This is a genomic window from Marisediminitalea sp. (assembly GCF_984433645.1).
This window is the reverse complement of sequence record NZ_CFIDRX010000014.1, coordinates 19,740-44,657: the sequence shown is the minus strand read 5'-3', so window position 1 is coordinate 44,657 and position 24,918 is coordinate 19,740. Positions and strand designations below refer to the sequence as shown.

General features: G+C 49.2%; 24 protein-coding genes and 1 tRNA gene. 9 read left to right on the top strand and 16 right to left on the bottom strand.

The window, feature by feature from the left end; translation table 11 throughout:
* The 7 genes from AC4MRN_RS03625 to AC4MRN_RS03595 form a co-directional block, all read right to left on the bottom strand.
* On the bottom strand, positions 1–184 hold a 184-nt coding region (locus AC4MRN_RS03625), incomplete at its 3' end, for a flagellar basal body protein (protein WP_491202538.1).
* A gap of 125 nt (positions 185–309) precedes the next feature.
* A complete protein-coding gene (gene flgE / locus AC4MRN_RS03620) occupies positions 310–1,695 on the bottom strand; it encodes a flagellar hook protein FlgE (protein ID WP_073319236.1) in 1,386 nt (461 codons plus the stop codon).
* Positions 1,696–1,710: 15 nt separating this feature from the next.
* Complete coding sequence (gene flgD / locus AC4MRN_RS03615; RefSeq protein ID WP_487964636.1) at positions 1,711–2,394, bottom strand: flagellar hook assembly protein FlgD; 684 nt, start codon at positions 2,392–2,394, stop codon at positions 1,711–1,713.
* A 31-nt stretch (positions 2,395–2,425) separates the two neighbouring features.
* A complete protein-coding gene (gene flgC, locus AC4MRN_RS03610; protein ID WP_073319239.1) occupies positions 2,426–2,848 on the bottom strand; it encodes a flagellar basal body rod protein FlgC in 423 nt (140 codons plus the stop codon).
* Positions 2,848–3,252 carry a flagellar basal body rod protein FlgB gene (flgB, locus tag AC4MRN_RS03605; protein ID WP_073319241.1) on the bottom strand — a complete coding sequence of 135 codons (405 nt, stop codon included), beginning with the start codon at positions 3,250–3,252 and terminating at the stop codon, positions 2,848–2,850. The genes flgC and flgB overlap by 1 nt, the downstream gene beginning before the upstream one ends.
* Before the next feature lie 102 nt (positions 3,253–3,354).
* A complete protein-coding gene (locus tag AC4MRN_RS03600; protein WP_491202537.1) occupies positions 3,355–4,188 on the bottom strand; it encodes a CheR family methyltransferase in 834 nt (277 codons plus the stop codon).
* A gap of 20 nt (positions 4,189–4,208) precedes the next feature.
* On the bottom strand, positions 4,209–5,135 hold the full coding sequence (locus tag AC4MRN_RS03595) for a chemotaxis protein CheV (protein ID WP_073319245.1): 927 nt from the start codon (positions 5,133–5,135) through the stop codon (positions 4,209–4,211).
* A 245-nt stretch (positions 5,136–5,380) separates the two neighbouring features.
* Between AC4MRN_RS03595 and flgA the strand changes: the two genes are divergently transcribed.
* From flgA to flgN, 3 genes are all read left to right on the top strand, one after another.
* Positions 5,381–6,013, top strand: a complete 633-nt coding sequence (flgA, locus tag AC4MRN_RS03590) for a flagellar basal body P-ring formation chaperone FlgA (RefSeq protein WP_370240186.1) — start codon at positions 5,381–5,383, stop codon at positions 6,011–6,013.
* Positions 6,014–6,119: 106 nt separating this feature from the next.
* Complete coding sequence (flgM, locus tag AC4MRN_RS03585) at positions 6,120–6,464, top strand: flagellar biosynthesis anti-sigma factor FlgM (RefSeq protein WP_155015495.1); 345 nt, start codon at positions 6,120–6,122, stop codon at positions 6,462–6,464.
* Positions 6,465–6,477: 13 nt separating this feature from the next.
* Complete coding sequence (flgN, locus tag AC4MRN_RS03580) at positions 6,478–6,909, top strand: flagellar export chaperone FlgN (RefSeq protein ID WP_155015496.1); 432 nt, start codon at positions 6,478–6,480, stop codon at positions 6,907–6,909.
* A gap of 28 nt (positions 6,910–6,937) precedes the next feature.
* On the opposite strand, the gene AC4MRN_RS03575 is transcribed toward flgN, so the two are convergent.
* Positions 6,938–8,752, bottom strand: a complete 1,815-nt coding sequence (locus AC4MRN_RS03575; RefSeq protein ID WP_491202536.1) for a DUF885 domain-containing protein — start codon at positions 8,750–8,752, stop codon at positions 6,938–6,940.
* Between the two features lie 150 nt (positions 8,753–8,902).
* Positions 8,903–9,304 (bottom strand): LPP20 family lipoprotein, encoded by a 402-nt coding sequence (locus AC4MRN_RS03570; protein ID WP_084526338.1) that lies wholly within the window; start codon positions 9,302–9,304, stop codon positions 8,903–8,905.
* Positions 9,305–9,549: 245 nt separating this feature from the next.
* Between AC4MRN_RS03570 and AC4MRN_RS03565 the strand changes: the two genes are divergently transcribed.
* On the top strand, positions 9,550–10,791 hold the full coding sequence (locus AC4MRN_RS03565) for a flagellar assembly protein T N-terminal domain-containing protein (RefSeq protein WP_491202535.1): 1,242 nt from the start codon (positions 9,550–9,552) through the stop codon (positions 10,789–10,791).
* A gap of 5 nt (positions 10,792–10,796) precedes the next feature.
* Here the strand turns inward: AC4MRN_RS03565 and AC4MRN_RS03560 are convergent, their stop codons facing one another.
* The gene (locus tag AC4MRN_RS03560; protein ID WP_155015499.1) at positions 10,797–11,222 is read right to left on the bottom strand and encodes a hypothetical protein; all 426 of its coding nucleotides are present in this window, start codon (positions 11,220–11,222) and stop codon (positions 10,797–10,799) included.
* 129 nt (positions 11,223–11,351) lie between these two features.
* Between AC4MRN_RS03560 and AC4MRN_RS03555 the strand changes: the two genes are divergently transcribed.
* Positions 11,352–11,426 (top strand) — tRNA-Arg (locus AC4MRN_RS03555).
* Positions 11,427–11,786: 360 nt separating this feature from the next.
* Positions 11,787–12,365, top strand: coding sequence for a DNA endonuclease SmrA (gene smrA / locus AC4MRN_RS03550; protein ID WP_155015500.1), 579 nt, complete (start codon positions 11,787–11,789; stop codon positions 12,363–12,365).
* Between the two features lie 45 nt (positions 12,366–12,410).
* Here the strand turns inward: smrA and AC4MRN_RS03545 are convergent, their stop codons facing one another.
* Together AC4MRN_RS03545 and purL are read right to left on the bottom strand one after the other, a co-directional pair.
* Positions 12,411–12,548, bottom strand: coding sequence for a hypothetical protein (locus AC4MRN_RS03545; RefSeq protein WP_175555767.1), 138 nt, complete (start codon positions 12,546–12,548; stop codon positions 12,411–12,413).
* Positions 12,549–12,727: 179 nt separating this feature from the next.
* Positions 12,728–16,618, bottom strand: coding sequence for a phosphoribosylformylglycinamidine synthase (gene purL, locus AC4MRN_RS03540; protein WP_491202534.1), 3,891 nt, complete (start codon positions 16,616–16,618; stop codon positions 12,728–12,730).
* 253 nt (positions 16,619–16,871) lie between these two features.
* On the opposite strand from purL, the gene AC4MRN_RS03535 reads away from it, so the two are divergent.
* Positions 16,872–18,107: a membrane-bound lytic murein transglycosylase MltF gene (locus AC4MRN_RS03535; RefSeq protein WP_491202533.1), complete on the top strand. Its 1,236-nt coding sequence runs from the start codon at positions 16,872–16,874 to the stop codon at positions 18,105–18,107.
* 302 nt (positions 18,108–18,409) lie between these two features.
* On the opposite strand, the gene tadA is transcribed toward AC4MRN_RS03535, so the two are convergent.
* A complete protein-coding gene (gene tadA / locus AC4MRN_RS03530; protein WP_155015503.1) occupies positions 18,410–18,901 on the bottom strand; it encodes a tRNA adenosine(34) deaminase TadA in 492 nt (163 codons plus the stop codon).
* Positions 18,902–19,229: 328 nt separating this feature from the next.
* Here tadA and AC4MRN_RS03525 point away from each other — a divergent pair, with 328 nt between their 5' ends.
* Positions 19,230–19,466 carry a hypothetical protein gene (locus tag AC4MRN_RS03525; protein ID WP_073319267.1) on the top strand — a complete coding sequence of 79 codons (237 nt, stop codon included), beginning with the start codon at positions 19,230–19,232 and terminating at the stop codon, positions 19,464–19,466.
* On the opposite strand, the gene AC4MRN_RS03520 is transcribed toward AC4MRN_RS03525, so the two are convergent.
* The gene (locus AC4MRN_RS03520) at positions 19,463–21,436 is read right to left on the bottom strand and encodes a monovalent cation:proton antiporter family protein (RefSeq protein ID WP_491202532.1); all 1,974 of its coding nucleotides are present in this window, start codon (positions 21,434–21,436) and stop codon (positions 19,463–19,465) included. The genes AC4MRN_RS03525 and AC4MRN_RS03520 overlap by 4 nt on opposite strands.
* 178 nt (positions 21,437–21,614) lie before the next feature.
* Here AC4MRN_RS03520 and AC4MRN_RS03515 point away from each other — a divergent pair, with 178 nt between their 5' ends.
* Positions 21,615–22,505, top strand: coding sequence for a GGDEF domain-containing protein (locus tag AC4MRN_RS03515; protein WP_155015505.1), 891 nt, complete (start codon positions 21,615–21,617; stop codon positions 22,503–22,505).
* A 41-nt stretch (positions 22,506–22,546) separates the two neighbouring features.
* Here the strand turns inward: AC4MRN_RS03515 and tilS are convergent, their stop codons facing one another.
* Positions 22,547–23,893, bottom strand: a complete 1,347-nt coding sequence (gene tilS / locus AC4MRN_RS03510; protein ID WP_491202531.1) for a tRNA lysidine(34) synthetase TilS — start codon at positions 23,891–23,893, stop codon at positions 22,547–22,549.
* A 50-nt stretch (positions 23,894–23,943) separates the two neighbouring features.
* Complete coding sequence (accA, locus tag AC4MRN_RS03505) at positions 23,944–24,900, bottom strand: acetyl-CoA carboxylase carboxyl transferase subunit alpha (RefSeq protein WP_491054922.1); 957 nt, start codon at positions 24,898–24,900, stop codon at positions 23,944–23,946.
* Positions 24,901–24,918 lie beyond the last annotated feature (18 nt).

Sequence of the window (24,918 nt, the reverse complement as noted above, 5' to 3'; positions counted from 1 at the left end):
GGCTTTCGGTCATGGCAAACACCCGGGTCGGCAAACCTTCGCCGTATACCGGCATAGATCGGGCCTGTTCGAGCTGCGCTTTAAAGCCGTTTGTCTGTGCGTTTGCCAGGTTATTGGCGCGCAAAGACGTTGCAACCAGGTCCTGATTGGCCCCACTGCTGGCGATATAGAGTAATTTGTCCATGACTGCCTTTTGACGCTTTATTTACACTTAACAGTGAATGTGCAAAGGCAATGCCAAAAGTGCCAAAACAAACGAGATAAAAGAAAAGGGCTGCAGTTGCAGCCCTTTAGGGAAATGCCGAAGGCTTATCGGATGTTCAGAATAGTCTGGTTAAGCTGGTTGTTAACTTCCAAGGATCGCGAGTTAGCCTGGAAGTTACGCTGAGCAATAATCAGGTCAATCAGCTCAGTGGTCAGGTTTACGTTTGCCTGTTCCAGTGCTGATGAGTTGATTTCACCAAATGTACCGGTAGTCGCTTCACCGGCAAGCGCTTCACCCGACAAAATACTCTCTTTCCACTGGGTATTGCTTTCCTGTGTCAGACCCTGTTCGTTTGAGAAACGCACCAGCGCAACTCGTACAATTGGCTCTGATGTACCGTTTGAGAATGTAGCACGCACCAGACCGTCAGGACCGATATCGATGCCGGTCAGACGACCAACTGGCAAACCATCCTGTTCCAGTGACGTTACCTCGAATGCAGAGGCAAACTGCGTCGGTTCATTCGGAGTCGCGCCATTCGGGTCAAGGTTGAAGTCTATAGAGATTTGCTGCGTTGGATCTGAGCCATTCGCCAGAATCGTGCCGCCAAGGGCTTCGGTTTGAATTTTCAGGTTTGATTGTGCAATGCCGTCGGGTGATTCGATACCAGAAAACTCCCCGCCCTGACTGAAGATCAGTTTCGCGGCAGTCACACCATTACCCGTGTTTGTACCAGCGCTGTTAACCGCTGTTGTCGGGTCCGAATTCGTGCCATCCGAATTCACCATATCAACCAGGGTGTCGTCTACCGCAGCAACAACGTACCACTCGTTGTCGGTCCCTACCGCATTGTCCTTGATAAAGTAGTAGGTCATAACATGGCTGTCACCCAAAGAATCATAAACGGTCACAGATGTTGCGGCGTTATACGTTAATGGATCCTCCGGATCAAAATTAGCTGGATCCAGCGCTCCGTCGCCTGCCGGCAGGTTCATTCGAATATCCACTTCAGACGTTTGTTGTGGGTTGCCCGATGAATCAGGAATACGCACGGGTACAGTTGTACTTAACGCCACTGACGCACTTGTGCCGTCAGAGTTAACCGGGAAACCCACCAGGTTGTCACCCGCGCTGTTTACCACAAAGTTATCTGAGTCCAGTTTAAACTGACCGGCACGCGTAAATGAAAAATCACGAGAGGTGATTTCAGGCACGGTGGCAAAGAAACCATTACCGGTAATTGCCAAATCCAGTGCGGTATTGGTAAATTGCAAACTACCTTGGGTAAATTGCTGCGCGACTTCTTGTGTCAGTACCCCGTCACCCACTTTGGTTTTACCGCCAGCCAACAAAGAGGCTGCGTACACATCACCAAATTCTGCACGTGACTCTTTAAAACCTACCGTGTTGACGTTTGCAATGTTATTGGCGGTGGTGTCCAAATCTTTCTGTGCGGCAGATACGCCACTTAATGCAATATTAAAAGACATGAGTTCTTTCTCCTACTAACTGCCGATTTGAATGACGTCACTGAGATTAATGCTGACATCACCTTCTAAATTCAAAATAATTCCCTGACTACTGCTAGCCAGACTAACGCTGCTGACGTGACGGTGAATAGCGGTAGAAATTGCCACGCCCTCACCGTTAACTTCACCAGCTGCACTGACCACGTAGTCGCCGGGCGGCATAATATTGCCGCTGCTGTCAGTGCCGTCCCAATTAAATTCGATATTACCTGCCGGCTGGGTGCCAGCATTGATAACGCGTACCACTTCACCGTTAGGGTTGGTGATGGTAATTTCCATGTTCTGCACAGTTTGGTCGTTAACCACAAAACCACTTAAACCCGCGCCTTCACTGGCCATATGACCGATGTTGCTCTCGACCAGTACATTCTGGCCAATTAACCCGGAAGCCTGTAGCGCCTGGTTTGAGGTCATTGACGTTGCGAACGTCTCAAACTTTTCGTTGAGCTTGCTGATACCGTCTGCCGTGGTGAACTGGGTCATTTGCGACACCATCTGATCGTTGTCTACCGGCTTGGTCGGATCCTGATTGGCCAGCTGCTCAGTCAGTAAGGCAAAGAAGTCTTCCTGACTCAGTGACTGTTCGGAACCATCGACAACCGGGACCGTTTCTTCCTGCCAGTACAAGTTGTCGGTTAAGCCTGTTGTGGTGTTAACTATACTCACAATACTATCCTCTTAAGGCCTGCCATTACTGGCCTTGGCCGAGCATCATTACACGACGGAAGATGCGTTTGGTGGTATCTGCTACCTGAATATTGGTTTCGTAAGCTTTTGACGCCGACATCATATCTGCCATCTCTTCAACGATGTTGACGTTTGGCTTGTAGATGTAGCCATTTTCATCTGCTAACGGGTTGTTTGGCGCATATTCGACATTTAGCGGCTTATTGCTCTCTACCACGCCCAGTACTTTCACTTCAGTACCTTTCATTTGTTCACCGGAAGCGCGCTGCAGCTCAGCAGCAAATACAGCGTGGCGTGCCCGGTATGTATCACCTTCGCTGCTACTCACTGTATTGGCATTGGCAATGTTACTGGCTGTGGTATTCAGACGAACGCTCTCGGCATGCATACCCGTTGCAGAAATTGACATAACATCAAATAAACTCATTAGCCTTGTCCTCCACCGCTAAGCGCTTTTTTCATGCCTTTAATTTTGCCATCCAGGAACTGAATGCTGGCCTGATAACGCATAGATGTATCTAAGAATTCGTTACGTTCGCGCTGCACTTCCACCGTGTTACCGTCTCCGGTGTCAGGTTGTGACGGAATGCGGAAACCGATTTCCGCCGACGAGGTCATGCCACCGCTGATATGATTTTCGTGAGTACGTGTCATTTTCTGACCGCTGCTGTATTGCGCCGACGCCATAGCTTGTTTGAAGTCTATGCCTCGGGCTTTGTAGCCTGGGGTGTTGGCGTTCGCCAGGTTACCGGCGATCACTTCCATTTTGTCGTTGCGAATATTCAACGCCTGTTGATGGAAGCCGGTCAGTTTGTCTAGATTAATTGCCATGAGCACTACTCCTAATACTTAGTCTTGACTAAGCAAGGGCAGTGCCAACAAATATCAAAGAAGAGGATAAAAAGACAAAGTACTTTTAATACAACAAGTTAACTAGTCTTTCTTAGCGTAATACAAACCTGGATTACATTTGACCATGCGGTAACTCTCTGCCGCAGAGGCAACCGACTCAGACGCACCAAGGAAGAGGATGCCGCCTGGTTGTAATTGTCCGGCAATTTGTTGCAGTATTTTTTGTTTAATCTCGGTAGAGAAGTAAATCAGCACGTTACGGCAAAAAACGATATCGAATTTGCCCATCATGCTATAACTGTGCAGCAGGTTCAGGCTGCGAAAGCTCACCATGCGACGTACTTCGGGGCTAACCTGCATCATGCCGCTTTCATGCTGTGTAAAGTAGCGCTGGCGACGATCTGCCGACAAGCCTCGCGACAACGACAGCTCATCATATAGCCCTTGTTCGCATTTTTTCAGCATATTGCTGGACAGATCCGTTGCGACTATTTCTACGCTGAGGCTCCTAGCCGCCGGACTTTTGCGCTGAAACTCCAACACAGACATACCAATGGAATACGGCTCTTGCCCTGATGAGCAAGCCGCGCTCCAAATGCGCAACCGACGTTGTTTTGTAGCCAGCTCAGGTAATATCTGATTGATCAGCAGGTCGAAGGGATAAGAGTCTCGAAACCAGAGCGTCTCATTGGTGGTCATTGCGTCGATGACTTGCTGTAGCAAGCTGCGATTATGACCAGAGATAGCAACCCCCAGTAATTCATCCATACTGGACAGCTGATGTTCGTACAACAACCCGGCCAGTCGGCTTCGCACAAGGTACTGCTTGTTATCTCCCAGTACTATGCCGCACTGCTGCTCAAGAAATTCCCTGAAACGGCGGTAAGCGTCGGGTGATACATCCTTATTAACCAATCGGTTAGTACTCCGTTAATTTATTCAGTGGGTCCGAGCCATTTTTGTACGGCTGAAGCCAATTCGTCAGGGTGGAATTTTGCGATAAAGTCGTCTGCACCGACTTTCTTTACCATGGCCTGATTAAACACACCACTCAATGACGTATGCAGAACTACGTGTAGTTTTTGCAGTTCCGGGGTGTTCTTAATTTCAGCCGTAAGGGTATACCCATCCATTTCCGGCATTTCGATATCGGAAACCAGTACTCCGACTTTATCGGTGACATCACCAGTTTCTGCAGCAATCTCTTTTAGTCGGTTAAGCGCTTCCAGGCCGTTTTTTGCCATTTCGATTTCGAGACCCAGGGTTGTCAGGGCACGTTTAACCTGATTACGGGCAACAGAAGAGTCATCCGCAATGAAAATAATCTTGTCTTTAAACGCTGTTGTGTCCAGCGCATCGGCCACCTCAGCGCTAACGTCCGTATTCAGCGGCGAAATTTCGTTGAGGATTTTTTCCACATCGAGAATTTCAACCAGTTCTTTATCTACCTCAGTGACCGCAGTCAGGTAGCTAGCGCGGCCAGTACCCTGAGGCGGCGGCATAATCGCATCCCAATTGGTGTTGATAATGCGTTCAACGGCCCCGACCAGGAAGCCTTGTACAGAGCGGTTGTATTCAGCAATGACAATAAAGGCGGTTGATAAATCTTCTATGCGGCGGCCGCCGGTTGCCATACTCAGGTCGATAACTGAAATGGTTTGCCCCCGGATGTGAGCAACACCACGCACCAGCGGATTTAACTTCGGCATTGAGGTGAGTGCAGGACATTGCAGTACTTCACGAACTTTAAATACGTTTATTCCGAATCGTTGTCGGCCATTTAGGCGGAACAGCAACAACTCCAGTCGGTTCTGTCCGACGAGTTGCGTGCGCTGATTAACCGAATCCAAAATTCCAGACATACATCACCTCAGTATTAAATGTGGGCACAAACTTTGCTGCCCTAGTGTTATTGACGACGGTGTCAAAAACCTGTCATTCAGGCTCTTTCATCATCAAACTTGCTGATTTACTTTAATAATAGTCAAAATGAAAATATCTGAACATGAAAAAATTTGAAAGTTTTTTTACACGCACTCACATCGCATTCATCTTGACTGCAGCTATCACAATAGCTCACTTTCAGGCAATTGCCCAACAAAACCCCGTGTCTCAACACGAAAAAATTGCGCTGGGCGTAGAACAGTTTATTACCCGGCAACTTGAGTCGAATCAAACAGATGAATTTGCCGACAATCTGTTAATTGATGTCACACCGGTAGACAGCCGTATCAAGATTCCGGATTGTAGCCTGCCGTTTGAATATGACGTTGATTCCGCCACCCTCACGCAAAGCTACCTGACAGTAAGAGTGAGTTGCAATGACAATAACTGGTACCTGTTTACCACGGCCAAAGTAACCCGCACCCGCACAATTGTCGTGACGGCAAGTATGATTAGTCCGAATACGGTTATTTCTGCCGGCAATGTGACGCTGGCCGAAGTTGACATAAAGCAACTCCGCCACACGCCTTACACCTCAGTAGATGCCGTTGTCGGTGCGCGATTGAAATACCGGGTGCGGGAAGGCCAACCCGTGCAAAGCAATATGCTGTGTTTTGTATGCAAAGGCGATAGAATTACCATTAGTGCTCGCGCCGCAGGTATGGCAGTTAAAACATCCGGCATTGCTCAGCAGGATGGTGTGATTGGCGACACCATCAGAGTCGAAAACAGCAACTCCAGAAAAACAGTCGTCGCCGAAGTCGCGAGTACGCAGGAAGTCGTTGTAAATTTATGATATGCTTGGCAAAGCACAAGTCAGAATTTAGTTGTAATTAGATCTAAAGATAATCCGCCTTTGGCCGATATATATACTGAGGTTTCAAAGGTAGTGGAAATTAATTATGGCAATTAATAATGTAAACAATGGGTTACCCAAAGCGCCTGTTGACAATAACAAAGTCAACACGCAGCAGCAAACCCAACAGAATCAGTCTGCAGCTAAACAAGCGGCAACTGCTCAGGCACAACAGGCAACCACCGCGCCCCGTCAGGACTCGGTGTCGTTGACGCAGTCTGCGCAGCAGCTTAGTCAGGTGCAGAAGAAAAGCGCAGATGCGCCGGTAAATCAAGAAAAGGTCGACAAACTGAAGAAAGCCATTCAAAGTGGTGAGTATAAGGTTGATCCGCAATCGCTAGCGAAGAAAATCGCGCGGTTGGAATCTGAAATTTTTGGGCTGAAGTCTTAGAAAACAGGTCACAATGACTACAACAATCTCTGAACAACTGGCAAAGCAAATCGAACAGCTCTCAGCGCTAAAAGCACTGCTGGAAAAAGAATTGCATTTGATTAGTTCCAGAGATGCCGAGTCGCTCATGACATTGTTAAAAGACAAAGAGCAGCTCCTGTCAGATATCCAACACCTTGATGAAACCGTAAACCCTCAATTAAAGGCGCTTCAACAGGAAGCGCCTTTGTCGTCTGAGCTCAATGAACTGGTCGAACAGGCTAAAACCTTGTTGAGCGAATGCCAGTACTGTACTGAAGTTAATCAGGTTGCTGTCGAGCAAGGTCAGTTACGGCTTGCACATTTGCGTAACCTGATGATGGAAGTACGCGCCAAAGAATCGCTTACCTACGACAAAGCCGGTAAGAAAAAAGGCGGCTTTTCCGGCAAGGGCGTGAGCGCCTGATTTAACAGGCTGCCCCCTGTCTTTCCTTTTACTGCTGTTCGCTAATCCACTGCTGTACGTTCGCTTCAAGCACATTTAATGGAATTGAGCCCGAACCTAACACCACGTCATGGAAATCCCGGATATCAAACTTATCGCCGAGCGTGATTTCCGCCTGCTCTCGCAATTCGAGTAGTTTGAGTTGCCCGATTTTATAGGCCAGCGCCTGACCCGGCATGGTAATGTAGCGGTCAATTTCGTTGACGATATCTTCTTTGCTCTTTGCCGCATTTTGCGTGAAGTAGTCAATGGCTTGCTGACGTGTCCAACCTTTGTAATGAATACCGGTATCAACGACCAGTCGCACTGCTCGCCACATGTCATAAGTAAGCTGACCGAATCGCGAGTAAGGATCCTGATACAAGCCCATCTCATAGCCGAGCCGCTCGCTGTACAAGCCCCACCCTTCTATGAATACAGTGAATCCCTGTAACCGGCGAAACATGGGCAAATCCCCCAGTTCCATTTGCAGTGCAATTTGTAAGTGGTGCCCCGGCACAGCCTCGTGCACGCTGAGTACTTCCATTTCATATTTTGGCCGCGTACCGGGCTCGTGAAGATTCACAAAATAGTAGCCAGCACGGAGGCCATCGGCCGACGGAGGTTGGTAATATGCGGTTGTTGTATCTGGGGCTACTGCGTCAGGTATGGCTTTTAACCCATACGGCATGCGCGGCAGTTTCCCGAATAATTTTACCAACTCGGGATCCAGCCGCTTACTCACCGCTAAATAAGCATCAAACAGGGCTTCAGGCGTCTCATAATAAAATTGCGGATCCGTTCTTAAGAAATGAATAAACGCATCGAACCCTCCGTCGAAGCCAACTTCGTCGATAATCTCCATCATCGCAGCTCGGTTTTTTGCCACTTCCTGCAGGCCTATCTGATGTATCTCATCCGGTGTCAGCGCTGTGGTAGTGAAATAACGAACCAGGTGTTCATAAAATTCACGGCCTTTAGGAATGTCCGACAAACCATGGGTGTCCCGGCACGCCGGCAAATAGGTGTCGTTAAAGAAGGTAGTAAATTCGCGGTACGCGGGAATAACCTGACTGGCTAGCACCTGTTTGGCCCGGCTTCGCAAACGCTGTTTATCCTGCTCACTAAACGCGTCAGGCAGTGTTTTGAAGGCCTTGTAAAACAGGCTGTCTTCAGGATTGTCGACCAATTGTTTGGCAAGCTGCCCTGAGACTCTCGACAAGGTTTCACGCGGCGGCATGACGCCCTTTTCAATACCTGACTGCATCAATGCGGTAGTCTGTTCAACAAGCGTTGGCAAAGCTTCTAATCGCGCTAGCCAGCGCTCGTAATCGGCAACGCTTTCCAGAGGAACGTAATTGGCAAAGTTATCGAGGGTTTGCACCCCACCTCGCTGATTAACCTGCATTAAATACGACTGGAACTGGTGCTCATCGATGGCCATTTCTAGTTGCCACTTGTACAAGTCGTAATTCAGCTGTTGCTGTTCGGAAAGCGCCTTTTTGTCTATAGCGTATAACCGGGACAGCGCTTGTTTGTCTTCCTCGTGACGGCGCTGGATGGCGACCATCGACAAGTCACTCCATTGACCGTGAAGCTTCTCATCACCTAATCGGTAATAACTGGCCATTTCAGGATTCTGGGTAATGAAGCGTTGCCATTCCTTGTCCAGGAAGTCGGTAAGCAGGCTATCCGCTGTCGCCACGGTGATTGCCTGTGCGGATTGATTCGCAGACTGAGAGGGAGTTGAAGTCGTGCTACTGCAACCGATCAGGCTGCAACAGCTCGCGATCGCAAAAGGGACCGCCAGTAGTGCTGTTCTCATGATAATTCCGTCGTTAGTTGAGGCCGGTTTTCCAAAGGCCTTTTTTATCGTTCGGAATAACTATAGCAAGCGAACTCACATCAGCACAGAAGGGCAAATAACCGGATTCAGTTCACTTGGTATGGGGGTTCAGTTGTCGACCACTGCCGATTAATAGTAACGCACGTTCTTCACCCGCTGCGGGCGTGCTGTAGACAAATAAATATTATATACCTGCTGCATGTCTAACTGCAGTTCGGTTGCATAAGTGTCGTCACCTACCGGATAGGCTTTCACCACTTTCGCTCCGCGGATCACCCCTTCTACGGAAGCCTGAAGCTGGGCATTATTGATCACCATGTTTGCCAGTGACTGTTTGCCATTGATACGCTGCCCGTATACCTGCTCGGCCAGTTCGCGATACGCATCCAGCTTGGAAGCTTTCATCGCCATGATATTTTTTTCCGCATCATTCACGCCCATTTGCGAGCCGATAGGCGCATAACCTACTGCGGTAAGTACCGGATACTCCGTTGGCTCAACGGTTTCCCACTCTACGTGCTTGTCGAACATCGACGTGCAGCCTGTTGCAATAAGTACTGCAACAACGACAGCCAGTGACCTTAGAATCTGAGTAGACGTTTGCGAAAAAATCATAATGTATTGCACCGTTTAATGACCAACGTAATGGCAATGACTACGCAATAACCGTGCCCAGGTAAAATACGGAACAAAAAATGCTATCAGTGTGTATAAATTGACACTGTCTGTGTCGAATAACCCGTGTACGAAGCACAGAAAATGCACCGTATACACGTATGAAGCCAGTACTGACAGGCTTCGACGATGAAGGTAACACGCAGCGATTGAGTATGAATATGTGCAATAAGTCGAATTTTGCAGCGGGCGTCAGCCGGTCTTTATGGGCGGCATTCTGCCTGTTTACTTGCCTGTGCGGGCAATCTTATGCCGCCTGGTTTGAAACTCAGGGGCAAGCGGCCGTGCTTAACGGCAACAAGGTACAAGCCAAGCAACAGGCCACGCAGGAAGCATTGAGACAGGCGATGTTGTTCGCCGGGGCATCAGTAACCAGTGTCCAGCAACTAACCAATGGCCTGCTTAACAGCGAGCGCATGGAAATTTCTGCCTCAGGCGAAGTAAAAGAGCTGCAACTGGTGTCAGAAACCTGGCACGACGACTTCGTGACGGTGCGTGTCCGTGCCGATATTTTTCCCACAGACCAACATTGCGCGTCGGCCGGCTATACCAAAACCATTGCAACCAGTTATTTTCCCGTAATGGAACGTCAGCACACTCAGGATGGGCAAATTCAGGAAATTGGTCAGCAACTTGCGCAAAAACTGCAATACGCCTTTGACACCACAGCCCAATACGGTGTGATAAGCACGATTGAGCCGTATACTGTTAGGTGGCAAGCTCGTCAGGTGAGAGCTCAAGCCACAGCACTGGCAGCACAAACTCAGGCGCAATTTGTTTTGACTGGCGTTATAGAAGACATCAGTGTGCATCGTCCGCAGCATTCAGCGTTAGCATTCTGGAAAGACAATGCGCCAACCCGCAGCTTTCGCTTTAAGACCGAACTTATTGATGGTGTAAATGGCGCCCCGATCTTTTCTAAAACTTACAGTATGTCTGCTGCGTGGGAATTCGATAAGTTTGCACAATTAGACGCGAGTACGCATGCCTTCTGGCAAAGTGCGTTTGGTCAATCACTGCAAGAACAAATCCAGCAAATGCAGAGCGATATTGATTTGTCGTTGGCCTGTGTGCCGGCAACGGGGCGGGTAATTCAGGTTGTTGCCAACAACAGTCTGTCAGTGTCGTTAGGGCGCCAGCACGGCGTTATGGTAGGTGATGAACTGGCGTTGTATCAAATTCAGGAGGTCAATAACCCCCGCGGAGAGACGTTCTTGCAATACCGCATTCACCCTGTCACGGTAACCGTTGTTGAAGCCTATGCTGACAATGCGTTAGTCACTGCCAGCGACGACAGCCTGCTGGGTAATATTCAGCCTAATGACTTTGTGGCAAAACGATAACGGTTCTACAATGCGGCAATAGCGTCGGCTATTGTCGCTCTGTATTGTGACTCCTCAAATACGATTGAAGGAAAATCCTTATAACACCAGTGTTCGTTGGATGGTTTAACTTGCTTATCCCGATAGGGATTTCGCCAATGCTGCCAACTGACGAAACCATCACTGATGTGAACGGCACCGGTAACGAACCAACACTCCCATTCTCCACAGTCACACGCCAATGGCATAAATCGTTCTCCGCTGCTCAGCATTCGAAGCTTGAGATCGCCAACGGTTAGCCAGTCTGTATAGGCACCGGCAATGGTATCGGTGAAGCGCGATTCATAGGTCTCGAACATGGATAACAAGGGTTTACCGTCGACCATAACTCGCAGACGCTGGTCTTCTTTTCCGTGGATGGGGAGTAACTCCAGAGCCAGTGAATTAATCATGTCGACTTCCTTTTAAACAGCGTGAGTAGTGTGTCAGATTACTACAACGTACAAATAATCAGCAAATAAACCCGTATTGACAGGACGATAGTTAACATAGCGCGGCAGACTGGTTATGATACCGATCTCGTCCCTGTAGTTTAATGGATAAAACAAGGCCCTCCTAAGGCTTAGATCCAGGTTCGATTCCTGGTGGGGACGCCATTACACCTGCAAAACCGGTATCTACAAACACCACGTTAAACGCCTCCAAGGTACAGTGTTAAACATCACACCGTTGAACAATACTCTTTACCAATGCAGTTCGTCTGGCAGCACACTTTTTAAAATCCGGGTTAAGCACAAACAATTACCGCAGATTAGCTACGATTATGATCGGTTACTTCAGCGTGGCATGTGTGCAAGGCTTTAATCCGAAGGTCACGCTGGTTGTATTCGTGATATCAATAGGGTATTTATTATTGGCATTACTCACTCGGCATGAAAATAAAATGTGATTTGCCGAGACGCGGTTGATCAAGACAACCCGGCAAGCAGTATAATAGTAGTAGTAAAGAGGGTGTTATGTACGATCACAACGACGATTTTCAGGATTTCTTACAGGAAATGGGCGACGTTAAACCGATTAAATCGGACGATCGCGTGCGCCTGGATAACACCCAACAAACGCTTGCCAAACAACTGCGCCGTGAAGCGATAGCCGCGAATCAACAGCGCTTAAATCCCTTTACCATGGAAGGAGTGAAGCCGGTCGATCCGTTGGATTACCTGGAGTACAAGAAACCCGGCATTCAGGATGGTGTGTATAAAAACCTGCGATTGGGTAAATACGACATTGAACAAAAAGTGTCATTGAATGGCTTGTCGCTTAATGATGCCAGCCAGTTACTTTACACAAAACTGGAGGCCGCTCATCAGCGCGGTGTGCGCACGCTGCTTATCCAGCATGGTAAAGGTGAACAAAGCAAACCGTTTCCCGCACTGAAAAAATCTTACGTCAAACACTGGCTGCCGCAATTGGATATCGTCATTGCTTTTCACACAGCACAACCGCAACACGGCGGCTTAGGTGCAACCTACGTACTGTTGAAAAAGCATCCGAATCAGAAAATGATAAATCGCGAAAAACAGGCAAAGCGATAACCTGCCAGGACTGGCCGAATTATCGTAATTATTTGATTTTATTACTTACTTTGAAGTGATATGTTCTGCGTTGTTGCTGATTTCACTGGATTGAGCCGACGTGCTGAATGCTGCTGTAACGATCATAAACAATACCGCGATTGCAACACCGGTCAAACCGAAACCTTTACTAGAACGATTCATGTTCGTCTCTTATTATGCCAAGACCACTGCTAGGAGGTAGACAGCGATGATAACTCAACCCCTACAAGTCCTTGTAACCATTCAGCATTCCATACTGATTGCACTAATTTAAAGCAATATTGAAATGCTGGCAAGGTGTCTGGACAAATTTTTGACACCTTACCGTCATATTTTTGAAATTATTCTACAAACACACGTGCATTGCGGAATATACGCATCCATGGCGAGTCTTCTTTCCACTCGTCAGCACGCCATGAATTCGCCACTGCGCGGAATACCCGCTCTGGGTGCGGCATCATGATTGTGGCACGGCCGTCGGTACTGGTTAAGCCGGTGATCCCCATTGGAGAGCCATTCGGGTTAGCAGGATACTGACTGGCGACATCGCCGTAGTTATTCACATAACGCAGCGCAACGTGAGGCTGTGCAGCATGTAATGCGCCATCGCTGGCAAACTCTGCGCGGCCTTCACCGTGAGATACCGCAATTGGCATGCGCGAGCCTGCCATGCCGTCGAACAACACCGACTTGGACTCCATCACTTCAACCATCGCCACCCGCGCTTCAAAACGCTCAGATTGGTTGGTCACAAAGTGCGGCCAGTGTTCGGTACCAGGAATCAGCGACTTCAGGTTCGACAGCATCTGACAGCCATTACATACCCCTAGGCTGAATGTGTCCTGACGGGCGAAGAACGCCGCGAACTGTTCACTGGCCAATTCATTAAACAGAATGGATTTCGCCCAGCCTTCACCGGCGCCCAGTACGTCACCGTATGAGAAGCCACCGCAGGCCGCAAGCCCTTTGAAGCCATCCAGCGTAACCGCACCACTCAACACGTCACTCATGTGAACATCAATCGCAGTAAAGCCAGCGCGGTTAAACGCTGCCGCCATTTCAAGGTGCGAGTTCACGCCCTGCTCACGCAGAATAGCAATACGCGGACGAATGCCTTTAGCAATGTAAGGCGCTGCCACGTCGTGGTTAATATCGTAGCTCAACTTCGCATGCAGACCCGGGTCGGCCGCGTCCTGTTTTGCTTTGTGTTCTTGTTCCGCACAGCTTGGGTTGTCACGCAGGGTTTGCATGGCATAGGTAGTTTCAGCCCAGATTGTGCGGTACGCCACACGTGAGTCAGACAGTACCGTGTCACCATTTCGGGTGAAGGTTACTGTATCGTTCTGGTTAAGCTCACCAATTACGTGGGTAACTGAAGCAAGATCGTGCTGCTTAAATACCGCTAACACGTCTTCCAGCGCGCTTTCACTCACCTGAATGACTGCGCCCAGTTCTTCACTGTACAGTGCCGCCAGGTCGTCAGCGCCCAAATCATCAAGGGCAACGGTAACACCGGTTTTTCCTGCGAATGCCATTTCAGCCACAGTGACAAATAAACCGCCGTCTGAACGGTCGTGGTATGCCAACAGCTTGCCGTCTGCCAGTAATGCCTGAATAGCGTTAAAGAAGTTGCTTAGCAGTGCCGGAGAGTCCAAATCAACCGGCGTTTTGCCCAATTGATTGTAGACTTGAGCCAGACAGCTGGCGCCTAAACGGTTTTGACCTGCCCCCAAATCAACCAATAACAAACGCGTGTCGCCTTTGTCGGTACGAAGCTGAGGGGTTACCGTGCGGCGAATATCGGTTACCGCACCAAATGCAGAAATCAGCAGCGACAGCGGAGACGTAACCGCTTTGTCGTTGCCCTGCTCGTCCTGCCAGGCGGTCTTCATCGACATCGAGTCTTTGCCCACCGGAATTGTCAGGCCTAAAGCCGGGCACAACTCTTCACCCACGGCTTTAACGGCTTCGTATAAACCGGCATCTTCCCCCGGGTGTCCGGCTGCGGACATCCAGTTAGCAGACAACTTAATACGTTTCATATCGCCAATGTGCGCTGCGGCAATATTGGTAATTGACTCACCAACCGCCAAACGCGCAGAGGCGGCAAAGTCGAGTAAGGCAACCGGCGTACGCTCACCCATGGCCATCGCTTCACCATGATAAGTGTCAAACGCTGACGCGGTTACCGCAACGTCTGCAACAGGTACCTGCCAGGGGCCGACCATCTGATCGCGGCTGACTAAACCCGTTACGCTGCGGTCACCAATGGTGATCAGGAAAGTTTTCTCTGCGATGGTTGGCAAACGCAATAAGCGCTCGGCGGCATCGGACAGTGTAATTTCACTGCGGTCCAATTCAGGCGATGCCTGCGTTGCCGACGCCACGTCGCGATGCATTTTAGGCGCTTTACCTAACAATACGTCCAGCGGCAAATCAATTGGCTGGTTGTCGAAATGTTCGTCGTTCAGTAACAGGTGTTGCTCTTCTGTGGCTTCACCGATTACCGCAAACGGCGCGCGCTCACGCTTACAAATGGCTTCAAATACGGGCAGTTTCTCAGGTGCAACAGAAAGCACATAACGTTCCTGGGATTCATTACACCAGATTTCCAGTGGTGACATGCCCGGCTCGTCTGACAACACTTTGCGCAGTTCAAAACGACCGCCACGACCACCGTCATTAACCAGTTCTGGCATCGCGTTAGACAAACCACCCGCACCCACATCGTGAATGAACTGAATGGGGTTGTCGTCGCCCAGTTGCCAACAGGCATCAATGACTTCCTGACAGCGGCGCTCCATTTCAGGGTTGTCACGCTGCACAGAGGCAAAATCCAAATCTTCACTCGACTGGCCAGATGCCATTGAAGAGGCTGCGCCGCCTCCAAGGCCGATATTCATCGCCGGACCACCCAGCACGATCAACTTGGCGCCTACTGTGATCTCGCCTTTCTCAACGTGATCCTGGCGAATGTTACCCAAACCACCAGCAAGCATGATTGGCTTATGGTAACCACGGACTTCGGTGCCATTAAAACTGGTCACTTCCTGCTCATAAGTACGGAAATAACCCAGCAGGTTTGGACGGCCAAATTCGTTGTTAAACGCCGCACCGCCCAGTGGGCCCTCGATCATAATATCCAGCGCGCTAACAATACGCGATGGCTTGCCGTAGTCCATTTCCCACGGACGAACTGCATCAGGCAGCTTCAGGTTTGATACAGTAAAACCGACCAGACCGGCTTTTGGTTTGGAACCGCGTCCTGTGGCACCTTCATCACGAATCTCACCACCTGAACCGGTAGCAGCGCCAGGGAATGGCGAAATCGCAGTGGGGTGGTTATGGGTTTCCACCTTCATCAGGATCGCAATGTCTTCGTGGTGGTACATGTATTCGTGAGACTGTGGCTCAGGGAAGAAACGGCCAGCCTGCCAACCCTGCATTACCGCCGCATTGTCTTTATAAGCGGAGAAAACGTATTCAGGGCACACTTCGAATGTATTCTTGATCATTTTAAACAGCGACTTAGGCTGTACTTCACCGTCGATGGTCCAGTCGGCGTTAAAAATTTTGTGTCGGCAGTGCTCTGAGTTTGCCTGCGCGAACATATACAGTTCGATGTCGTTCGGGTTACGACCCAGCTTCACAAAGTTTTCGTAAAGATAATCAATTTCGTCTTCGGCCAACGCTAAACCGAGGGTTTGGTTTGCTGATGCCAATGCTTCGCGGCCATTGGCCAGAATGTCGACCGAAGTGAACTCCTTGGGCTCCGCTTTTTCGAACAGCACACTCGCTTCGTCAAGTGTACCGAATACGCTCTCAGTCATACGGTCATGCAATTGAGCAGCAATGAGTGCGCGCATTTCGTCTGATACCTCGCCTTCTACTTCCACGTAAAAAGCACAGCCGCGTTCAACACGTTCTACCGCTGCCAGACCACAGTTGTGGGCAATATCGGTGGCTTTACTTGACCAGGGTGAAATCGTACCCGGGCGAGGAGTAACAAAGAACAGGTTGCCTTGTGCGCTTTCCTGCGAGGCCTTTGGTCCGTAAGTTAACAGTTTATTCAGGACTACCTGCTCGGCATCACTCAGTGCCTGACTGGCGGAGACCAGATGCACAAATTCGCTGTAGAGGTGAGTTACCTTAACGCCAGCATTTGCCAACCGTTGAATTAGTTTTGCTGTACGAAAGTCTGATAATGCAGGTGCGCCGCGTAGGACCAACATATTAAGCTACCCAAATTGTGAGAACGCCCGCTGTTTAAACGCTAAGCAAAAAGCAGGGTTCTGGTTGTGAAGTCGTGTGGCGCGGATTATAGTGGAAAAGCAGCGGCTTGATAACCGCTAAGCGGTAATCTATGGGATATTTTTTGTCTGTTTCGCAATGCATTGCCGAAACTCATATACACCACAGCTGTACGGCCATATAACAATGACATTGCGCTTTAAAAAATGCAGCCGATTGCGGCGCTCAATAAGAGTGACGCTTTGTGCCCTCTTTACACTCACTCAGTCCGGTTCGCTGGTAGCCGCCGCCCTGCCGGACATACTCGAATCCAATCAGCTGCGGGTGGGTGTTATTAATAGCCCGGTTGGCGATACCATTGGACGCACGGGTTACCAGGGGGAAAACATCGCCCTCGCCAAAGGGTTTGCAGATTATCTGGGCGTCTCGCTGAATGTTCGTCATTTTTACCATTACGTCGAATTGCAAGATGCCCTCGAAGAAGGGTTGATTGATGTGGCCGCGCCGCTATCCGTTCCCGATAATTTGCCTTCAGTGTACACAACCGGCCCGGTTTTTCAGCAGCGACCACAGCTTGTAATCGGCCTGCCTGAATCCGTTTCAGACTGTCGCGACGACCACAGCGTATTACCTGCTGTACCAGTAGAGTCGATAGTAAAAAAAGTAGCTGCCCACTCACTCCCATGCGCAGTATTACCTGAACAATGGTTCAAGCAGCTTCAACTTACTACCCCACAACCGTTTGAAACCAAGCCGGTACCGGCCACATTGCCACACCAGTGGACGCTCATGGCCAATACTCCGCTGTTACGCGCTGCACTCTTTGATTTTACTCACCGCAGCCGAGTCAACCACTCTTTAACGTTGGCACTCTCTTTACCCGCAGCAACCCAACGTTTGAATGGACCGCTACCTACCCGTCAGTTTATCGCTGACAGCCAGCCACACCTCGAATTGCTAAAAAACAATTTTAGTTTTCCCGGCCAGACTTTTCCCTGGTATTTGCTGGCCGCTATTCACTATGCTGACCGGCAACTGGCCATTGGCGATAAATCTGCCACCACAACGCCTCCCGCGCCATTCAGGATGCCGCTAAGCATGACGACACCTTTAGCGCTGGAGCGGCCTTATTCACAACAGGCGCTTGTGCAGGCACTGGATGCCTATTTGTCTGAGATAAGCAGAAAATTACCAGCCAGGCTGCAGTTGCCTGATAAGCAACTAGTGATGTTAGCGGCCTATGTACTGGGCCAGGAGCACATGCAGGACGCCATTTATCTGACTCAGCAAAATGGCGCAGAACCGTTTCTTTGGGCCAACATCAAACAACAGACGACCTTGTTAGCAACGCCAGATGGTTACCAAAAAACGCGATATGGCTATGCCGATGGCCCTTTAGCCGTCCGGTATGTCGATTGGGTAATGCATTTTTCAGACACGCTTCAGCTACTCGAAAAGCAAAATCAATAGCGCTACAGCGTGTATTTTTAGGGAACTTTTTCGAAATTTCTTGACCAAACAGTCAATATGAATGACATTGTGCAGGTAATCATGTCACCCGGCTTGTTTTTTTGTCACATCACCTTCATATAACTTTCGTAGCATAAACAAGTCGGTCATAGTGACCAGGTAAGAAATTTAAAGAAATAGTAAGGAATAAATATGAAACATAGCCATCGCAGACGTTTTCAGTCGCGTAAAACGCATCAGAAGATTTTTCAGCGCCGCCGCCAATTTTTAGCGTTTGAATTGTTGTTCCCAGCAAAACCCAACTAAGCCTGCTTTTTCGCTGCTTTCTTCTCCGCTCTACGCCGCTTAAAAAAGTCTGAAATCATTGTCGCACACTGCTCGGCCATCACGCCGCCTGTTACATCGAGCTGATGATTAAGTGCCTCATGCCGGCATAATTGCATAACACTACCTGCCGCGCCGGTTTTTTCATCGAAAGCCCCAAACACCACTCGGGAAATGCGACTGTGCACCAGTGCACCTGCGCACATTGGGCAGGGCTCCAGCGTCACATAAAGTGTGGCATCTATTACCCGGTAGTTGGCACGGTTACCGGCCGCCATTCTAATGGCCTTAAGTTCAGCATGAGCGGACGGATCGTGGTCACTGATGGGGGTATTCCAGCCTTCGCCAATCACGGTGTTGTCGGCAACAACCACCGCTCCCACAGGCACTTCACCTGCTTGTTCAGCTTTTCCTGCCAGCTCAAGGGCATAGCGCATCCAGTGTTCGTCTTGGTGAATTTGCTCACTCATTGGCAAAATAAACCTATTGGTTCGTCAATACCGCTATAAGATATTGGCGCAATATCGCCAAATAAACGGTATTAGATTGATTTTATTGAACTTTATAATATTGGCGAACAATTTGCTGTATAACGTTCATATTACGTTGTTGCTAAGGCTACAATGAAATACTTTACGCAATACAGTGACACCAACGCGGGCAAGTTCTGTTTACTATTGCCAGCAATAGATGCAGAACAATTTTTATACAAACGATAAAAGTTGCCCTATTATAAAACATTGACGTTGGGATACCTATTGCGAAACGCTTTACTGGTTAATTAAGAAGGGAAAGAAAATGAGCTTTTTTACAGCAGCTGTTGCCATTGTGGCCATCGTAGCCGGTGTGTTTGTTACTTTGATCAAACAAAAATACCGCCATGCAGAAAATGCCGATAACGGCAAAGTAGCTGCGCTTGAAAACGAAGTCTCTGCGTTAAAGGAACGCATTGCGACGCTGGAAAAGATCGTGACCGACTCCAGCTATGACCTGAACAAGCAGTTCAAAGATCTGGAACAAGACAAAGTCGCTTAATCCCCTTCCAGTAAATATCGCTCGGCGCGTTCAACGCGCCGTGGCTTACCCGCAACAACCACAACATCACCCGACGCCAGGGCCTGATGCCAGTCAGCAGGATCCCAGTCAACCGTTCCACGACGAATAGACTTTATCTTTACTTTTTCCGTTAATTTACCCAACTCAGCAATGGTTTTGCCAATCGCAAACGCGTCGGCGCCTAACACCACAGCGTGCATAAACTCAAGCTTATCCGCAGTCCCATAGCTGATTTCCGTTGTTTCCCCCGGATAAAAACCGTGCAAGTGGTCATAACGCCCTTTTCGCTCTTCCCGCACCCGTCTTAGAATGCGCGACATGGGTATACCCGCATAATGCATGACCTGAGTAATCAGCATCAGACTGCCTTCTTGTAATTCAGGTACAACCTGACTCGCACCCGCTTTGTAAAGCGCGTCCAATTCAGCGTCGCGGTAGGTTCGAACCATCACGTCAATATCTTCCCGGCATTGCCGCGCAGCATCGATAACCAGCTTAGCTTGCTCAGCGTCCGAAAACGTAATCAGTACCAGCTTCGCATCTGTAATGCCTGCGTTTAACAGAATGTCTTTTTGTGTGGCGTCACCAAAAATGACCGGCTCACCGGCACTGCGACTTTCATGTACCCGAATAGGATCGACATCAACCACAACGTATTCCACCTCTTCCATATCGAGCATTCTGGCCACCGACTGCCCTACCCGACCAAACCCGCAGATCACAACGTGCTCGCGAATGTCTTCTGCTTCAAAGACAGGTTGTTCCAGGGTATGCAAGGCCCGCTTGTCCGGGGCAAGCCATTGCGCAATTTCCAGACTGCGCTCGATAAGATACGGCGTGAGTGCCATGCTAATAACCCCAATACATACAATAACCGATGACTGGGTAGGCGTAATGACCCCGTGAGTATTGGCCAGTGCAGCAATAACAAAACTAAATTCACCCACCTGACAAAGCTTGATTCCGGCCGACCAGGCATCGACGCTGGACATGGCAAATAAACTGGCAGATATGCGCACCAATACCACTTTTGTCACCATTAATAAGGCTACGCCCAGAATTATCCAGTACCAGTATTCGAATAACACGCGCAATTCCAACTGCATACCCACGGTGGCGAAGAACAACCCCATAAGAATATCCCGGAAGGGACGGATATCCGCTTCAAGCTGATATTTGTACTGACTTTCACCCAGCATCATACCGGCCAGAAATGCGCCTAAAGCCATAGAAAGACCAAATGCGTAAGTCAGGCCACCAGCCAGAAGCGCAACCAGAATAGTGGTAAGGACAAATAACTCATCGGTGCGGGTACGAGCGACTTCTCTGAATACCCAGGGAAGTAGCCACTTACCCACTGACATCAATACCGCCACTACGACGACCCCTTTTACCAATGCGAGGCTTAACGCCCAGGCAAGACTGGACGAGTCGGCACCGGAAAGCAGCGGGATAACAATCAGGAATGGGACGACCGCCAGGTCCTGAAACAACAGGATACTAATAGCCAGTTGCGTTCGGACATTATTCAAAATGCCCATCTCGGTAACCTGTTTAATTACAATGGCCGTTGAACTCAGCGCGAGCATGCCACCGAGTACAATGGCGGCAGACACAGACACATCGGTCACCATTAATACCACAAGACATCCCAGTAGCGTGGTAGTCAGCATTTGCAATAGCCCGGCACCAAATACTAACGATCGCATTGCCAACAGTTTTGGCAGCGAGAACTCTAAGCCGAGTGAAAAGAGCAAGAATACAATGCCGACCTCAGCCAGCAGGTGCATTTCTTCAGGATGCGCAAACAGCGATATGCCGCTGGGTCCGGCAATCACACCGGCGAACAGGTAAGCAAGAATGGGTGGCAGGTGAATACGCTTGAACACAGCGACACTTACGACTGCAATGAGCATGAGTAAGACGATTTGAACAAAGCTGTTATCCACTACACATTACTCCGTTGATAAGCCAAATAGCGTCAAAAATAAACTAGGCATGCGTTTTGCAGAATTCCTTATAAGGATAATCAAAGCACAGTTTGACGGATTTCACGACAAAATTTTGTCATTCATTTTTGATTAGTCCAAACATCAATACGTTAAGGGGCATTGTGTGGATATATCAATGATACAGTTTGAAACTACCGCAGATACTGCGTTTTCGCCAATTACTGAGCGGGAAGTATTATCGTCGGATCAAATTAACAGCGTATTGAGCCAGCTCACATCGACGATTGAATTATCTACACTGGGGTCACTCTATTTTACCCAGTTGGCCACGTTTTTACCGGTGGAAAGCCTTGATTTAAGTGATTTTGGTGAGACGTTGCGGTACGGCTTACGTCCGAGAGACAACATTGAAACGATTTCACTGCCGGTATCGTCGATTAAATTTGGTGAAAATCAAACTTCCGCGTATATCCGATACCAATTCGGCGAAATGCTGGCGCCAACCCAACGCCGAATTCTGGCCAATTTACACCATATTTTTATCCGGCCATTAAGTCATGCGCTGGAATTTCGTCGCCTGAAGCTTATGGCGACCAAAGATCCACTGACTAATCTGGGCAATCGCAACGGCTTCAATGATGCTGCGCAGCGCCTAATCAACCGCAACGTGCGCAGTGATCAACTATTTGGCTTACTCGTTGTTGATTTGGATAACTTTAAGCAAGTGAATGACTGCTATGGCCATCAACAAGGTGACAGAGTATTGCAGGAAACTGCCCACATTTTGCTGGACTGTATTCGCGGGCATGAAGAAGCTTTTCGCTTTGGTGGCGACGAGTTTTGTTGTTTACTGGACGTCGATAACGCTCAGGAACTCAACACGGTAGCGCAGCGCATTCAACGAGCCATGCACCGTCATCCATTGCTAACCAGCCACGGCGTCACATCCAGTATCGGCGGGTCGTTGTTCAGAGCGGGGGACAGCCTGGAAATGATATTTGAACGCGCAGACAAGGCGTTGTACGAAGCCAAAGACGGCGGTAAAGATACTTACCAAGCGGCATAACTGTCTGCAATATAACGGCAAGGACTTGCCGTTTTAAGCGCTTATTTGCAGCTCAAATACACCCGCTGCCCTTCCTCTCGCCCTAAAGGCACTATTTTTAGCGTATCAGGTATCAGCAAGGCAACGGCCTCATCGTTATCAAAAAGCAACCACAGCGATTCGCGCTGCCACGGCGGCATGTTCCATAACTTGCACCACTGCTTTAATGGCTTGTGATGTTGCTCGCCTCTCGGCTTGACCGGTAAGGTCAATGGCGCAGGCCTTATGGCTAATTGGGTTGGATCACGTGTAAATAATTGCTCGGCTTCGTCACTGGCCTCAAAAGACAGCGATATTGTCATACCGTCAATCGATACCGGTTTATCTACTGCAACAGCCATCGCATCAGTAAGCTGTGTTGCATCACAATCCTGCTTGTTGTTAACAATGTACAGCTTGTCTCTGAAGCGCCGGACACTGTACTGCCCGATTACCACTGCAGGTTGCCGATCGGCTGCCGCATAGGGAATGCGTAGGATTTGTTCAAGCTGAGCATTGCTGGGCATTGGCAGAGCACGCATTTCAATCCAACGGCGTATCAGAGCCTGTTGCCACGCTTCAGAATACGCCAGCAAACCGGCGATTTGTAGGGCTCCGTCATCCACAAGCAGCGAGCTCAGACGCTCATCACAGACTTCCTCAAGCAGGCTTTGTTGCGACGCACACAGCGCTGCGCTGCGGGTAACTGTGCGGGTAAAACCGGGCCAACGTTCCTGTAAGGCGGGTAACAGAGATTGCCTCAGGAAGTTGCGGTCGTAACGCGTGTCAGCATTTGACTCATCTTCCACCCATGTTAACTGGTGATCACTGGCGTAGCGCTCAATCTCAACACGCGACAGGCCAAGTAATGGCCGCCAGATATAAACCTCGTTAAGTCTGCTGCTTTCAGCCATCCCCGAGAGTCCTTTTGGGCCGGCCCCTCGTTTTAACTGCAACAGTACGGTTTCGGCCTGATCGTCACTGTGATGGGCGGTAAGCACAGCCGCCGAAAGCGACATCGCTTGGGCACACAACGCTCCGTAACGCTTATCACGGGCAGTAGCTTCCAGGCTGGTGCGCGCAGAGTGTTCAACCGTGACCTCAGCACAATGAAAAGGCACATCCCAAACAGTACACAGCGTTTCACAAAACGCCTGCCAGTCGGCCGCGTTTTGACTTATACCGTGATTGATGTGCATAGCGGCCAGCGGCGGCAGTTCCATCGCTTGTTCATCACGCAACCCGACCAGCGCATGCAGCAATACCACAGAGTCCACCCCACCGCTTAAACCGATAAGCAGTGTCGCCGGAGTATGTTCTCTTAACCGCTGTGTTAGCGTGTGTTTTAACGTCGAAATCAATGATGTCATGCAATAAAAAAGGAGCCGACAGGCTCCTTTAACTGATTCTCTGTAATGACTTAGCAATAGCCAAAGGACATGATGCGATCATAACGCTCGCTCATCAGTTGATCCAGCGGCAATGACTTAAGCTGGCTCAACTGTTGTTTAAGTGTCGCTTTTAAATTCGCGGCCATGCTGACGTGATCGCGATGTGCACCACCTAAAGGCTCATCAACAATGGCGTTGATCAGGCCCAGTTCTTTGATTTGTTGTGCACTTACGCCCATGGCTTCTGCAGCCAATGGCGCTTTGTCTGCACTCTTCCAAAGAATTGACGCACAGCCCTCAGGAGAAATTACCGAGTAGGTACTGTATTGCAGCATGTTAACGCGGTCGCCAACACCAATGGCTAATGCACCACCTGAACCACCTTCACCGATAACGGTACAGATAATTGGCACTTTCAACTCGGCCATTTCTTTCAGGTTACGGGCGATCGCTTCGCTTTGTCCACGCTCTTCAGCGCCTACACCAGGATATGCTCCGGGTGTGTCAATCAGGGTAATAATAGGCAGATTAAATCGCTCGGCCATTTTCATTAAACGCAGTGCCTTGCGGTAGCCTTCAGGTTTAGGCATACCAAAGTTGCGCTTAATTTTTTCTGGCACGTCGCGACCTTTTTGATGACCGATTATCATCACGGCTTGATCGTCCAGTTTAGCCAAACCACCCACAATGGCTTTGTCGTCGGCAAACGCGCGATCACCGGCTAATTCATCGAACTCCTCAAACGCGTGCTTGATGTAGTCCTGCGTATAGGGGCGCATTGGATGACGGGCTAATTGCGAAATCTGCCAGGCACCTAAATTTGAAAATATCTTACCGGTCAGTTCGGCGCTTTTGTTGCGCAAACGGGTGATCTCTTCTTCGATCCCCACATCAAACTCACCACCTTGATTTACCAGCCTTAGCTCTTCTATTTTTGCTTCTAGTTCGGCAATCGGCTGTTCAAAATCCAAAAACTGTATACTCATTACATGTCCTATCTTTAC